13 protein-coding genes and 1 pseudogene are annotated in these 13,839 nt (G+C 66.8%); 4 read left to right on the top strand and 10 right to left on the bottom strand.

Annotated features, from left to right (window positions below):
* Nucleotides 1-17 precede the first annotated feature (17 nt).
* Together ACFWU5_RS15865 and ACFWU5_RS15860 are read left to right on the top strand one after the other, a co-directional pair.
* Nucleotides 18-689: an O-methyltransferase gene (locus ACFWU5_RS15865; protein ID WP_379267663.1), complete on the top strand. Its 672-nt coding sequence runs from the start codon at nucleotides 18-20 to the stop codon at nucleotides 687-689.
* A gap of 103 nt (nucleotides 690-792) precedes the next feature.
* Nucleotides 793-1,704, top strand: a complete 912-nt coding sequence (locus ACFWU5_RS15860; protein ID WP_379242069.1) for a LysR family transcriptional regulator — start codon at nucleotides 793-795, stop codon at nucleotides 1,702-1,704.
* Nucleotides 1,705-1,707: 3 nt separating this feature from the next.
* Here ACFWU5_RS15860 and ACFWU5_RS15855 read toward each other — a convergent pair whose 3' ends face one another.
* From ACFWU5_RS15855 to ACFWU5_RS15820, 8 genes and pseudogenes are all read right to left on the bottom strand, one after another.
* Complete coding sequence (locus ACFWU5_RS15855; RefSeq protein ID WP_379267662.1) at nucleotides 1,708-2,520, bottom strand: carbohydrate ABC transporter permease; 813 nt, start codon at nucleotides 2,518-2,520, stop codon at nucleotides 1,708-1,710.
* Nucleotides 2,510-3,454: a carbohydrate ABC transporter permease gene (locus ACFWU5_RS15850; RefSeq protein WP_379267661.1), complete on the bottom strand. Its 945-nt coding sequence runs from the start codon at nucleotides 3,452-3,454 to the stop codon at nucleotides 2,510-2,512. Before ACFWU5_RS15850 ends, ACFWU5_RS15855 begins: the two co-directional genes overlap by 11 nt.
* Nucleotides 3,455-4,309 (bottom strand): metallophosphoesterase, encoded by an 855-nt coding sequence (locus ACFWU5_RS15845; RefSeq protein ID WP_379242066.1) that lies wholly within the window; start codon nucleotides 4,307-4,309, stop codon nucleotides 3,455-3,457.
* The gene (locus tag ACFWU5_RS15840; protein WP_379267660.1) at nucleotides 4,306-5,670 is read right to left on the bottom strand and encodes an ABC transporter substrate-binding protein; all 1,365 of its coding nucleotides are present in this window, start codon (nucleotides 5,668-5,670) and stop codon (nucleotides 4,306-4,308) included. The genes ACFWU5_RS15845 and ACFWU5_RS15840 overlap by 4 nt, the downstream gene beginning before the upstream one ends.
* Nucleotides 5,671-5,680: 10 nt before the next feature.
* Nucleotides 5,681-6,076 (bottom strand): TOBE domain-containing protein, encoded by a 396-nt coding sequence (locus tag ACFWU5_RS15835; RefSeq protein WP_379267686.1) that lies wholly within the window; start codon nucleotides 6,074-6,076, stop codon nucleotides 5,681-5,683.
* 291 nt (nucleotides 6,077-6,367) lie between these two features.
* Nucleotides 6,368-6,691 (bottom strand): annotated as a pseudogene (locus ACFWU5_RS15830) (ATP-binding cassette domain-containing protein); the annotation flags it as partial.
* A 275-nt stretch (nucleotides 6,692-6,966) separates the two neighbouring features.
* Nucleotides 6,967-8,190 carry a cytochrome P450 gene (locus ACFWU5_RS15825; RefSeq protein WP_379242064.1) on the bottom strand — a complete coding sequence of 408 codons (1,224 nt, stop codon included), beginning with the start codon at nucleotides 8,188-8,190 and terminating at the stop codon, nucleotides 6,967-6,969.
* 133 nt (nucleotides 8,191-8,323) lie between these two features.
* Nucleotides 8,324-9,307 carry a zinc-binding dehydrogenase gene (locus ACFWU5_RS15820; protein WP_379267659.1) on the bottom strand — a complete coding sequence of 328 codons (984 nt, stop codon included), beginning with the start codon at nucleotides 9,305-9,307 and terminating at the stop codon, nucleotides 8,324-8,326.
* Nucleotides 9,308-9,519: 212 nt separating this feature from the next.
* Between ACFWU5_RS15820 and ACFWU5_RS15815 the strand changes: the two genes are divergently transcribed.
* Complete coding sequence (locus tag ACFWU5_RS15815; protein WP_379267658.1) at nucleotides 9,520-10,719, top strand: DUF418 domain-containing protein; 1,200 nt, start codon at nucleotides 9,520-9,522, stop codon at nucleotides 10,717-10,719.
* A gap of 21 nt (nucleotides 10,720-10,740) precedes the next feature.
* On the opposite strand, the gene ACFWU5_RS15810 is transcribed toward ACFWU5_RS15815, so the two are convergent.
* Nucleotides 10,741-11,409: a class I SAM-dependent methyltransferase gene (locus ACFWU5_RS15810; protein WP_379267657.1), complete on the bottom strand. Its 669-nt coding sequence runs from the start codon at nucleotides 11,407-11,409 to the stop codon at nucleotides 10,741-10,743.
* Nucleotides 11,410-11,562: 153 nt separating this feature from the next.
* Nucleotides 11,563-12,252 carry a TetR/AcrR family transcriptional regulator gene (locus ACFWU5_RS15805; RefSeq protein ID WP_379267656.1) on the bottom strand — a complete coding sequence of 230 codons (690 nt, stop codon included), beginning with the start codon at nucleotides 12,250-12,252 and terminating at the stop codon, nucleotides 11,563-11,565.
* Between the two features lie 91 nt (nucleotides 12,253-12,343).
* On the opposite strand from ACFWU5_RS15805, the gene ACFWU5_RS15800 reads away from it, so the two are divergent.
* Nucleotides 12,344-13,813, top strand: coding sequence for an MFS transporter (locus ACFWU5_RS15800; RefSeq protein ID WP_379267655.1), 1,470 nt, complete (start codon nucleotides 12,344-12,346; stop codon nucleotides 13,811-13,813).
* The last annotated feature ends 26 nt before the right edge of the window (nucleotides 13,814-13,839 follow it).

Here is a 13,839-nt window from a genome sequence, read left to right as displayed (position 1 = left end):
GGTGGCAGACTGCGACTATGACGACCAACGATTGGGCCGACGTCGACAACTACATCGTCACCACCCTCGTAGGCGAGGAGGGCGTGCCCGCCCTGACCGCCAACGCCGACGCGGGCCTGCCCGCCATCGACGTCTCCCCACCCCAGGGCAAACTGCTGAACCTGTTGGCGCGCACCGCGAAGGCCCGCCGGGTCCTGGAAATCGGCACCCTCGGCGGCTACAGCACCGAATGGCTGGCCCGCGCGGTCGGCGACGGCGGCCTGGTGGTCACCCTCGAATTCGAACCCCGCCACGCCAAGGTCGCCCGACAGAACCTGGACCGCGCCGGCGTAGGCGACCGCGTCGAAATCCTCGTCGGCGCCGCCCTGGACACCCTGCCCGGCGTCGCCGAAGACCTGACCGAACCCTTCGACCTGGTCTTCATCGACGCAGACAAGGTCAACAACTCCAATTACGTCCAATGGGCCCTGCGCCTGACCGAGCCCGGCTCGGTGATCATCGTCGACAACGTGGTCCGCGCGGGCACGGTCGCCGACGAACACACCGAGGATCCCAACGCCCGAGCCAGCCGCGACCTGATCGACCTGCTCGCCGCCGAACCCAGCCTCGACGCGACCGTCATCCAAACCGTGGGCGCCAAGGGCTGGGACGGCTTCGCCTACGCCGTGGTCAACGGCCCGAATTCCTGATTTTCACCGCCCGGCAATGCGGACAGTCACTGCCGGGCGGGCGGGATTCATCGCGGGTTAGCTGCCGTCGATAGCGTTGCGGTGTCGTCGAAGGAGCCGCACCATGGAATTCCGCCACCTCGTCTCGTTCATCACCCTCGCCGAAGAGTTGCATTTCGGGCGCGCGGCACAGCGTCTGCACCTCACTCAGCCCAGCCTCAGTGCCCAGTTGCAGAAGCTGGAGAAATCCCTCGAAGTCCAACTGGTGGCCCGTAACTCGCACGAAGTTCGGCTGACGCCGGCGGGCCGGGAGTTCGAACTGCAAGCCCGCCAGATCATCGCCCAACTCGACCGGGCAGCCGAGGCCGCGAAGGCGACCGCCGCCGGTCGCGCGGGCAGCCTGAACATCGGCTACAACCTGCCCGCCAGCAAACACGTGCTGCCCGACGCGCTGGCCCAACTGACCGACCGGCACCCCGGCATCTCGGTCTCGTTGTGGGAGAAGCGAACCGGGCCGCAACTGGCCGCACTGGCCGACGGATCCCTCGATCTGGCCATGGTCTACGGTCACCCCAGTACCGCCGATTTTCGGTATCGCCGTGTGCTGCAACGGATTCCGCTGGTAGCCGTCGTCGGCCGACAGCACCGCTGGGCCCACCGGTCGCACGTGCCGTTCGCGGAACTGCGCGATCAGGACTGTGTGCTGTTCGCTCGCGATCAGTGCCCGGCGATGTACGACACGATTGCGCGCTCGGCGGCGCAGACGCGAATCTCGTTGAACATCACCCACCTTGCCGACGATCCCGGCGCCACCGCCCATATCGTCTCGGTGCGCCCAGTGGTCGGATTCGCCTCGTTGCCCCGAGCTGTGTCGGCGGGTATGGGGTCCTCGGACACCGACCCGGTGGCGGTGAAACTGGTCGATCCGGTCCCGACCCTGGATCTGCATGTGGTGTGGCGGGCCGACGAACAGAATCCGGCGGTGGCCCGGTTTTTGGACTGCCTGGCCGACACCGCACACACCGACGCGGCGTGACGGCTATTTCAGGCCCGACCGCACGAACGCGTTGACGATGTGGCGTTGCAGCACCAGATACAGCAGCAGCACCGGCAGACAGGCCAGACCCGCCAGCGCCATCATCGGCCCCCACTGATCGCCCTCGGAGCCCATGAAACTCCGCAGGCCCAGCTGCAAGACCGCATTGGACTGACGCAAAACCACTGCGGGCCAGAAGTATTCGTTCCACGCGTTGATGAACAACACAATGCCCAGTGCGGCGAGGGCGGGCCGCAGGTTCGGCACCACCACCGTCCACAGGATCGACCACGACGAGCGCCCGTCGATCCTCGCGGCGGCGATGAGTTCTTTCGGAAACGCCGACATGTGTTGGCGCAACAGCAGTACCGCAAGCGCCGAGCACAGTGTCGGCAGCACGACACCGATCAGCGTGTTGATCAGGCCCAGCTGGTTGAGCAGGAGGTAGTTGGGCAGCATCGTCACCTGGAACGGCACCAGCCACACCCCGACGAACGCCAGATACAGCAGCTTCTGCAGCGGGAACGTGTAGACGGCGAACGCGTAGGAAGCCAGCAGCGCGATCAGCAGCTGGCCCGCCGCCGAGAGCACCGCGACGAAGAACGTATTGGCGATCAGGCCGACGATGTCGACCTTCTGCGCCGCGTCGAGGTAGTTGGCCGTCGACAGCGGCCACGGGATCGGCGACAGCGAGGTGACGTCCTCGGGTCTGCGCAGCGAGGTCGCGAACAGCCAGTAGATCGGGAACACGCACACCAGCGCCGTGGCGGCCAGCAGCAGATGGCTGCCAAGCCCGCGCAGTCGTTCAATCGTCATGGACGGCAACCTTTTCCGAGATCCAGACCAGCACTGCGGCCACCAGGCCGAAGCCGACGAACAGCAGCACACCGGCCGCGGCGCTCAGACCGGCGTCGAAACTGTGGAAGGCGTAGTCCCAGAGCAGGTAGTAGATGTTGGTGGTGGACTGCGCCGGGCCGCCCTGGGTCATCGAGTCGATGAGCGGGAAAGTCAGTGTGGGACTGAGCAATACGGTGGTGAGGACCAGGAACAACACAGTGGGTGACAGCAGCGGCAGCGTGATCCAGCGCCGGATCTGACCGGCGGAGGCGCCGTCGACCCTGCCCGCTTCGTCGTAGTCACCGCTGATCCCGGCCAGGCCCGCCCACGCCACGAGCATCGCGAAACCGATCAGGTGCCAGGCGGTGATCGCGATGATCACCGCCTGCGCGGTCGAGGTCTCGTAGACCCAGTTGCGGTCGGAGCCGGTCAGCTGGGCCAGAAACCCTGACCCCGGGTGCAGCAACCAGCGCCACACCGCCGCTGCCGCGACGGGCGCGACCAGGAACGGCGCGAACACCAGCGCCTGATAGACGGTGCGCGCCCGACCGGTCACCCGTGCGCTTGCCATCGCGATGACGACCGGCAGCACCACCGTGAACGGCAGCAGACCCAGAATCAGTGTCCCGGTGCGGCCCAGCGCACCCCAGAATGACGGAAGGTCGAGCAGCCGTTCGTAATTGGCGGTGCCAACGGGTGTCATCGGCGCGGTGGGTAGCAGGTTCCACGAGTAGGTGGATAGTTGCACAGCCTGCACCAGTGGCTGATACGTCCATACGACCAGCAGCAACAGCGCCGGACTCAGGTACAGGTACGGCGCGACGAACCGTGCCACCCGGCGGCGGGTGAATCGTCGGCGCACCGGCTGCACCACGGTCGGTGTCGGCGACCCCGGTGCCTCGATGACGAACATCTACCGCACCTTCCGGGCGGCGGTGATCGCGGCGATCTGGTCGAGCATGTCCTGTTCGGGCCGGTCGTAGACCATCTCGGCGGGCGCTGCGTCGATCGCGGTGGCCAACACTGTCGACTCGAGCACGTCGATGCGGCTGTACCCGAGTGCGGCGAAGCCGCGGTGCCTGCCCGCCGGTGCCATCGCATCCAGGCGGTAGGCGATGGCGGGGCCGATCCACACCGGAATCCCGGCCAGGGCGGAGGCGCCGGTGAGGTGGTTGTGCCCGCACAGAATCATCCGGACATCGGTGCCCGCCACGACCTCCGCCAACTGTTCGGCATCTTTGAGGCGGAGGAAGTCGAGGGTGGCGAGCGGGGAGCGCAGCGGCGGATGGTGCACCACCAGGACGGTGCCGTGCGGGGCGGGCGTGCGCAGGATGTCTGCCAGCCAGGCGAGTTGTTCGGGTTCGAGCTTGCCGTCGTGCTCGTGCGGAGTTGTGCTGTCCAGCACGATGATTCGAACCCCTGCGACCTCGACGCACTGGTCGTGGGGCTGGGTCGAGTCCACGGTTTCATACCCGAGCAATTCGATGCCGAAGGCTGTGCGTTCGTCGTGATTGCCCATCGCATAGACGATTTCGGCACCGAGGTCGGCCGCGACCGGCTCGACTGCGGCGCGCAACCGCCGGTACGCCTGCGGTGATCCGTTGTCGCTGAGATCACCGGAGAAGATCAGCACGTCGACGCGTTGCCCGAACTCTCGCAGCCGGGCGAGCACCGTGTTCAGATTGGCCGCGGTGTCGACCCCGTGGAGCAGTTCACCCTCGGCCCGCAGGTGGGTGTCGGTGATCTGGACGATCGTCAGCTCGCTCATGATTTCGGCATGAGTTCGGTGCCCGCCGCACGGGCCGCGGTGAGCGTGGTCTGCGGGTCGGCGCCCTGGAACACCACGGCTTCGACGGCGTCCATCATGCCGTCACGCATCTGCAGATAGTTGTTGCCCGGCATCGAAACCCACGGCTCCATGGTGGCCAGTTGCGCCACGTTCGGGCGCGACAGCGGGTTCTGGTCGGCCCATTCCTTCAGCCCGCCTACCTCCTCGAGCAGGCCGGTCCGCAGCGGCAGGTAACCGATGTTCTGCGCGATCTTCTGGTAGGAATCCTCGCTGGTGAGGTGCTTGATCAACTCCCACGCCGCACGCTGCTTTACGGGGTCATCGGACAGAATATGCAGGCCCGCACCGGAGTTCGTCGGCACAACCGGTTTCGTGCCGAAGCCGGGCATCGGCGCCGAACGCAGGTCCCATTTGCCCTTCGAGCCGGTGACGAAAAGGCTTTGCAGCGCACTGGTTTCGAGCATCATGCCGATCTCGCCGCGGGCGAACGCCTCGTAGCCCTGTTTCTGGTTGAGCTTGGGCATACTGCCGGTGTTCACCAGGTTCTGCGCCATCTCGGCGACTTCGACGGCGGGTGCGTCGGCATAGGTGAGGCTGTTGCGGTCTTCGGAGATCACCCGGCCACCGTTGGAACGCACCAGCGACTGGAAACACCAATCCTTGGAAGTCTTTGTCAGACAGTCGATGTAGACGCCACCCTTGCCGGTGCGGTCGGCGATGGTCTTCGCGGCGGTGGTGACTTCGTCCCAGGTGGTGGGCGGCTTGGCGGGGTCGAGCCCGGCCTCGGTGAACAGCGACGCGTTCAAATACAGCACGGGCGTGGAGAAGACGAACGGAACGCCATAGGTGTGGCCCTTCCAGTCGTCGAGCGTGCGGGCGCGCGGGGCATAGGCGTGCCGGGCGCCGTCGAAATTCTGCTGCACGGCCTGCGCGCCGACCAGTTGGTCCAGGGGCTTGGCCTTGAGTTGGTTGATGGTGAAATCCAGGTCGGAGAAGCCGAGTTGGGCAACATCGGGCGGGGTGCCCGCGACCATCTGGTTCTGGATGCTGGAGACGGTGTCGGTGGCCGGATTCGGGCTGTTGCCCTGCGGTTTCTGCGCGGTGACCTTGATGTTGGGATGCTTCGCGCTGAAGTCGGCGATCAGGGCGTTGAAGGTGTCGGTCCACGCGCCCGCGACGCCGTAGCTGTAGGACTCGAAGACGATCGAAACCTGTTGGTCGGCAGCGAGTTCGGGGATCTGTGCGGTGGTGGTCGCGTCGGTGGACCCGGTGGTGCCCAGGCCACAGCCGGTGAGAGCGAGGGTCAGTGCCAGGCCCAGTGCGGGCAGTGTGCGTTTCATGGTGATCTCCTCAGTGGACGGGAACTGCGGCTGTCTTCGAAAGAGGTTGGGATGCTTGCCAAGTCAGACGCAGGCCGGTGTCGGGGTCGAACAGGTGGATGTCGGCGGGGTCGACCCGGCAGGCGATGTTCTCTCCCACTCGGACGCCCGCCGGTCGCGCCGCCCGCAGGCAGAGGCCGGACTCGAGATGCACGAGTTCCTCGCTGCCGAGGTTCTCGACCATCCGCACCCGGCCACGGACATCCCTGGAGGTGTCGTCGATGCGCAGGCGTTCGGGACGGATTCCGGCGACGACGGCGGTGGCGTCGCCGGAAACCTCGGTGATGTCCAGCGCGGCGTCGACACCGTCCGCGATCAGCCTCAGGTGGCCGTCGGTCGAGGTGACGACAGCGGGAAACAGGTTCATCGGGGGCGAGCCGAGAAAGCCGGCCACGAAGGTCGAGCGCGGGTGGTCGTACAGCTGCTCCGGGGTGCCGCACTGTTCGACGCGACCCTCGTTGAGCAGCGCGATGCGGGTGGCCATCGTCATCGCCTCGACCTGATCGTGGGTGACATACAGGAACGTCGCACCCAGCCGCTGGTGCAGCGAGATCAGTTCCGCGCGGGTCGCGCTGCGCAGTTTCGCGTCGAGGTTCGACAGCGGCTCATCCATGAGGAACGCGCCGGGATCACGAACCATGGCGCGCGCCAACGCAACTCGCTGCCGCTGCCCGCCCGACAGTGCGACCGGCCGTCGCTGCAACAGCGCCGAGATCTCCAGCGTCGCCGCCACCTCGGCGACCCGCCGCGTGATCTCCGCCCGCGGCCTGCGCCGAGCCCGCAACGGAAACCCGATATTGCGCGCCACCGACAGATGCGGATACAGCGCGTAGCTCTGGAACACCATCGCCAGATCCCGCCGCTGCGGCGCCGCGTCCGTCACGTCGACGCCGCCCACCAAAATCCGCCCGGCGCTCGGCTCCGCGAGCCCGGCGATCATCCGCAACAACGTGGACTTGCCGCACCCGCTGGGCCCCAGCAACACCATGAACTCACCGTCGGCGATGTCGAGACTCACCTCGCGCACCGCGTACTCGGCATCGAACTTCTTCGACACCGCTTCGATCTGCAGTCGTGCCATGCGCCCAGTGTCGAGCTCGCGAGGGCCCACGCGCGGGTGCGATAGTCAACGTCGATCGGTCCAGTTGTCTGGGCACTATCGACACGCGAACGGCGCCGTCAGCTGCCTGATCTGGTCAGCGCGTCGCTGTTCGCGGCTGCGCGTGGGAGCCCGGCGATTCCTGCGCCGGCCGGATGTCAGCGCAAGCGAACAGGGAGTTCGAGCAGGCCTCGGATGAGCGTGCTGGATTGCCAGTGCAGGTCGGCGGTGGGGGACAGGGTCAGGTCGGGGTAGCGGCGGAGCAGGGCCGTGAAGGCGATTTCGGCTTCCACTCGGGCCAGTGGGGCGCCGACACAGAAGTGGATGCCGTGACCGAAGGCCAGGTGGCCGGGGGTGGGGGTGTCGGTGGTGAGGGTATCGGCGTCGGGGAAGCGGGCGGGGTCTCGGTTCGCGGCGGCTAGGGAGACGTAGACGAGTTCGTCTGCGGGGATCTCGGTGTCGCCCAGGGTGATCGGTTCGGTGGTGTAGCGGACGGTGGCCATGTCGACCGGGCCGTCGAAGCGGAGGAATTCCTCGATGGCGGCCGGTATTCCGGTGGGGTCGGTGCGCAGGGACTTCCACTGGTCGGGGTTGCGCAGCAGGGCCAGGACGCCGTTGCCGATGAGGTTGACGGTGGTCTCGTGGCCTGCGACCAGCAGCAGGAAGGCCATGGAGACGAGTTCGCGGTCGGTGAGCCGGTCGCCGTCGTCGTCGGCCAGGACCAGTTGGGACAGCAGGTCGTCGGCGGGCTCGGATTGCTTGGTGCGCACCAGTTTTGCCAGGTAGCCCACCATCGCCGCCGACGCGGCCAGACGCTGTTCTTCCGCGGATTCACCGACCACGGTCACCAAAGCCTTTGTCCAGGCTTGGAAGTCGTCGCGGTCGTCGAACGGGACACCGAGCAGTTCGCAGATCACCGTCACCGGAAGGGGATTGGCGAACTCGGCCATCAGATCGACGTCGTCACGGTCGCTCATCGCGTCCAGCAGGGACTCGGTGATCTGTTCGATGCGGGGGCGCAGCGCGGCGACCTGCTTGCTGGTGAACGCCTTGTTGACCAGTTTGCGCAGGCGAGTGTGCACGGGCGGGTCGGTGCCGAGCATGTGGCTCAGCAGCGCAAGGACATTCGGGTCCGTCGGGGTGGATTGCTTTTTGCTCTGCACGATTTCGTCGACGTGGGAGATGTCCTTGCGGAAACGTGGGTCGGCGAGGGCGATCTTGGCTTCCTGGTAGCCCACGACCACCCAGCGGATCACGTTGTCGGGAAACAGAACTCGGTGGACGGGCCCGGTGGCGCGCCAGCGGGCGTAGTGCGCGTGCGGGTCGTCGAAGAAGTCGGTGCCGATGGACTCGACGGGGGCGGGGGTCGTTAGGTCGGCCATCGGATCGACGGTACCCGGGTCCGGTGAACTGCGCATCAGGCGTGGGAACTACATGGAAAACCTTGTGCCGCGCGGTAATTCGTCAGAAACAATGATCGGCCGGGTCGTATCCCCGGCCGATCAGTCGGTGCGATCAGCGCGACCCGTGCAGCACGACCTTGCCGTTGCGACCGGGAGTCTCGGACACCACAGCAGCCTCGGCAGCCTGATCGAGCGGGAAATCGGCCTGCACATCCTGGCGCAATGTCCCGTTGGCAGCGAGCGTCACCACTTCGGTGATCAACCGGACATAGTCGGCACGCCCGATCTCGGAACTGCGCTTCTGACCCCAGAAACCTTTCACCACAGCCTGTTTGAAGATCACAGCCCCGGTGTCGATGATCAACGGCTTTCCCGACAGCGCACCGAACGAGATCAGTTCACCGCGCGGCGCCAGCAACGCCATCAGATCACCCGCGGCGGTACCACTGACCTGGTCGACAGCGCGCACGATCGGCTCACCACCGGTGATATCGGCCCCCGTGGCCAGCCAGCCCACCGATTCGGTGTCCAGCACCGGCCCGTAACCCAACTTCTCCAACGCCAGCACCGACGCGGGCCCGCGCACCAAACTCAACACCCGCACCCCGCGTGCCTTCGCGAACAAGTTCAACAAACGCCCCACCGCGCCATTGGCCGCGTTCACCACGATCCACTGCCCGGACTTCACCTGCAGATCGTCGAGCAACATCAGCGCGCTCAACGGCATCGCCAACAACTGACAGGCCGTCTCATCGGGCACCGAGTCCGGCATCGGCACCGCCTGATCGGCACGCGCGAGGAAGAAATCCGCCCACGCCCCCTGCAACCCGGCCAGCGCGATCCGCTGCCCCACCTGCAGGTTATCCACCCCGTCGCCGACCGCATCCACAACACCGACCGCCTCGGTCCCCGGAATCGCGGGCAACGGCGGCCGATACCCGTACACCCCACGAATGATCGCCAGATCGTGATTGTGAATCGGCGACAGCGCCATCTTTACCCGCACCTGCCCAGCTCCAGGCTCGGGAACGGGCACCTCCTGCGCGGTGAGCACGTCCTTCGGTTCGCCGAATTCGTCGATGACAACTGCCTGCATGTCCGCCTCCGTGCTGGTTGCGAGTGACTTGCCGAGCATGATCCCGCTCCATTGTGGCACTGCGGGTGGCGTGGGTTGATCAGGCGACGGTCCTGGGGTGATGTCGCGCGGTTGTCAATACGCCACAGGAGTGACGCGGGGTACCCGGGTACGGCATGCATGTAGTTCTCACGGTGGACGAAGACCGACAGGGGCGCACCTACGCTCAGTACATGGCTGAATCGCTCGAAACCCATACGCCCGCAGCACAATCCGGACATCGCATTGCCGAGCTCGATATTCTGCGCGGCTTCGCCCTGTTCGGGATTCTGATCACCAATGTGCTCGTGGCGACCTCGCTGTGGTCGGTGATCGGCACCCGTGAAGTCCCGGTGCTGCGCTTCGACGGCACCGTCGACCTGCTGGTGCGCGCCACGGTCGACGCGCTGTTCACCGGGCGGTTCTACCTGCTGTTCGCATTCCTGTTCGGATACTCGTTCACCCTGCAGATCGCGGCGGCGCAGCGAGCCGGGGCCTCGCCCACGCGCCGACTGCTGCGACGGTGCGCCGCGCTGATGGCGATCGGGCTGGTGCACGTCTACCTGCTGTGGATCGGCGACATCCTCACGCTCTACGCCTTCCTGTGCCTGATCCTCATCGCGTTGCGCAAGCTGCGGCCCCGTACCGCGGTGATCACCGCGGTCGTGCTGTACGCGACGTGGTCGGCCTGGAGTCTGCTGCCGGGCTTCAGTGGCGTGCTGGTGTTCGGGGAGTTCGTCGACCTGCCCGCGATGGCCGCCGACTACACCGGGAGCTTCGCGTCGACGATGGACACCCAGACCGCACTCGCGCCGCTGTTCCTGTTGTTGATCTGGTTCGCCCAGGGCGTGCCGAGCCTGGCCATGTTCCTGATCGGCATGGCGGCGGGCAAACGAAACCTGTTCGCCGACCCGGATCTGCTGCGCCGCTGGTCATTTCGCGTACTGCTGACCGGTTTCGGCCTTGGCCTGCCGATCTCGGCGATGACCTTCGCGGAATCGATGCAGTGGTGGCATCCGCCCACGGTGGTCCACGGTCTGCAAATACTGGTGAACCCGGCCATGACCTTCGCGTACGTCGCCGCGGTCCTGCTGGCGGCGCGTTCCGCGCGACTGGGCCGCGTCACCGCCCTGCTCGCCCCCGCCGGACGCATGGCCGCCACCAACTACATCGGCCAGTCGATCGTGATGGTGCTGGTCTACACCGGGTACGGCCTGGCGCTGGCAGACACTGTCCCACCCTTGGCCGTGATCGGGATCGCCCTGCTCACCTTCGCCGCCCAACTCGCCCTCAGTGCCTGGTGGTTGCGCGGCCACCCCTACGGACCGGTGGAGTGGTTGCTGCGCGCCGCGACCTACCTGACCGTGCCCCCGTGGCGCACCGCTGTGCGGTGACCGGCGAACCGGGGTTCCGGCTCACGCCGACGCAGGGCGGTGGAATTCGGCTCGCCAGCGGTGGCGGCCCGAGGTGTCGGGGCGGGGGACGGTTTCCACGCGGACCTGGGTGAGGTCGGGGGTGGTGAAGGCGTCGATGTCGGCTCGGGTCAGGGGCCAGGGCGGGCCGGTGGTGTCGGTGGGACGGTGGATGTCGGCGATGACGAGCAGGGTCGCGTTGGGGGACAACAGGTTTGCGATATTGGTGATGGCGGTGGTGCGGACGTCAGGGGGCAGCGATTGGACGGTGATGGACTCGATGACCACGTCGAAGGCGTGCAGCCATGCGGGTGGCGGGTCGAGGAGGTCGGCGACGGTGTAGGTCACGGGGGAGTGGGGGAAGCGGGCTCGGGCGGCGCGGATGGCGGTGGGGGATACGTCGAAGGCGGTGGTTCGGATGCCTTGGGAGGCAACGTATTCCGCGTCGGTGCCGTAGCCGCAGCCGATCACCAGGCCGCGTGCGCCCTGGGGTAGGTCCGCGGTGCGGAACCAGTCGACGAGTAGGGGATTGGGTACGTCGCGGTCCCAGGGGACCACCGAGTTCCCCGCCGCGGCTTCGGCGTAGAGCGGTTCGAACCACCCGGTCGGGTCGTTGGCAGCGAGGGCCTGAGCGGCGAGTCGACGGTCGGCGGGCGGTTGCGCGTCGGTCATGGGTCCAGTCTTCCCCACCGACGCCCACCGTGTCGCCCGACATTCGTCGGCGCGCCCGGCGCCCGGCGATCTGGTCGATCGATCACCACGCTCTGGTGGTTGGATTCTGGTCCGAAATTCAACCACCAGAGCGTGGTGATCTTGAAAACCTGTCTAGGGGGTCGATTCCGTGGGGGATCGGCGGGTGGCGCGGACGGCGAAACCGTCGCACAAGGCCTCCAGGCCCAGGAACAGCAGGTCCTCGGAGGTCAGGTCGCTCACGCCGGCGCCGTTGAGATCGGCCAGGGCGGGCGGGACGGGGGAGGAAGGTTTTCCGTCGAGCAGATCGCGCAGACCGTTGGCGTCGTCGGTGGCGGTGCGCTTCTCGGCCAGTAGAGCCCCGCCGACCACCGGCAGGCTCGCTCCGGAAATGTAGTTCCACACCGAGAACGCCATCGTGGTCGCCTCGCGCGCGGACACATCCAGCTCGCGCAGACCCTCGACCAGCCACGCCAAACTGGCCAGCCCCTGTGGTCCGAAACTGTAGCGGGGCACGGCGAAGGTGAGCAGGATCCAGGGATACCGCTGGTAGAGCATCCAGTCGATCTCCGCGGCGATGCGAACCCGGTCGCGCCAGGTCCAGCCTTGGCCGGTGGGGTCGGGGTAGGGGTGGCGGGCGGCGACCTCGTCGGTCATGGCCGCGATGAGTTCGTCCTTGTTGGCCACGTGTCGGTACAGCGACATGGTGCCCACTTCGAGGCGGTCCGCGAGGCGACGCATCGACACCGCGTCCAATCCGTCGGCGCCGGCCAGGGTGATCGCGGCGTCGACGATCGCGGTGCGGGTCAGCTTCGCCTCGGTCATCCCATGACTCGCTTTCTTAATACGACCTTCATGCGTACACTGTACCCAATACCCGCGTACGGTGTACGCACAACCGTGGAAGGAAGTCGGAATGACGAAGCTGGAACCGGCGGCGCCCACCGCAGTCGCCGGTGGACGCCGCGCATGGCTCGGACTGGGCGTGCTGCTGCTGCCGGTGCTGCTGGTGTCGATGGACATCTCGGTGCTCTTCCTCGCCATGCCGACCCTCACGGCCGACCTGGATCCCACTGCCTCCCAACAGCTCTGGATCCTGGACATCTACGGGTTCATGCTGGCGGGCCTGCTCATCACCATGGGCAACCTCGGCGACCGGATCGGTCGGCGCAACATCCTGCTCGTGGGCGCGGCCATCTTCGGCATCGCCTCGGTGTTCGCCGCGTTCGCGCCCACCGCGCCGATCCTGATCGCCGCGCGTGTGCTGATGGGTGTGGGTGGCGCGACGCTGCTGCCGTCGAGCCTGGCGCTGATCTCCAACCTGTTCCCCGACGCCCGCCAACGCGCGACCGCGATCGGCGTGTGGACCGCGTTCTTCGCCGGTGGTTCCGCGGTCGGGCCGATCATCGGCGGGCTGCTGCTGCACCACTTCTGGTGGGGTTCGGTGTTCCTGATCAACATTCCGGTGCTGGCGATCCTGCTGATCTTCGGGCCGATCCTGCTGCCCGAACACCGCTCCACCGCGCTGGGCCCGATCGATATTCCCAGCGTCGCACTGTCGATCGGCGGCATCCTGCCGTTGATCTACGGGGTCAAGCACATGGCTGCCGAGGGCTTCGACATCGTGTCGTTGGTGATCGCGGTGATCGGTGTGGCACTGCTGGTGGTGTTCGTGCGCAGGCAACGTCATCTGACCGAACCGCTGCTGGACCTGACATTGTTCGCCCGGCCGCTGTTCCGGGTGGCGATCGGCGCGTGCCTGGTCGGCATGATGTCCCTGGCAGCGCTGAGCTACCTGACCAGCATCTACCTGCAATCGGTGACCGGCCGTGATGCCCTGGCCGCCGCGCTGCTGGGCGTTCCGATGGCGATCGCGGTGTTCGGCTGCTCGATGAGCGGCGCCCGGTTGAGTCTGCGGCTGGGTGTGCGCGCGACGTTCACCCTCGCGCTGCTGCTGTCGGCGATCGGCAACCTGATGCTGCTGGGAGTTGGTGTCGACGGCGGGGTCGGCTGGTACATCGCGGGCTCGGTGATCGCCGGTATCGGGTACGGCTTCTCGTTCACCCTGGTGTCCGATGTCGCGGTGTCGGCGGTGCCGCCCGAGCGGGCGGGTTCCGCGGTCGGGATCTCCGAAACCAGTTTCGAACTGGGCAACGCACTGGGCCTGGCCCTGCTCGGCTCGGTCGCGGCACTGGTGTTCCGCTCCGGCGGCGACTTCGGTGAGACCCTGGGCGACACCCTGCTGCACTCCGGTGGCGACAACGCACTGATCCACGCCGCCCGCGAATCCTTCGTCAGCGGAATGCACCTGGCGACCACCATCGGTGCGGCCTTGCTGATCGTGATGGCGGCGCTGGCGTGGCGCTCCGCCCGCACCGCCCGCTGACGAGCCGCGTCGTGCACGACCGCCCG

Origin of the sequence: Nocardia sp. NPDC058640, assembly GCF_042716995.1 — a bacterium.
Taxonomy (GTDB): Bacteria; Actinomycetota; Actinomycetes; order Mycobacteriales; family Mycobacteriaceae; genus Nocardia.
This window is presented reverse-complemented; position numbering and strand designations above follow the sequence as displayed.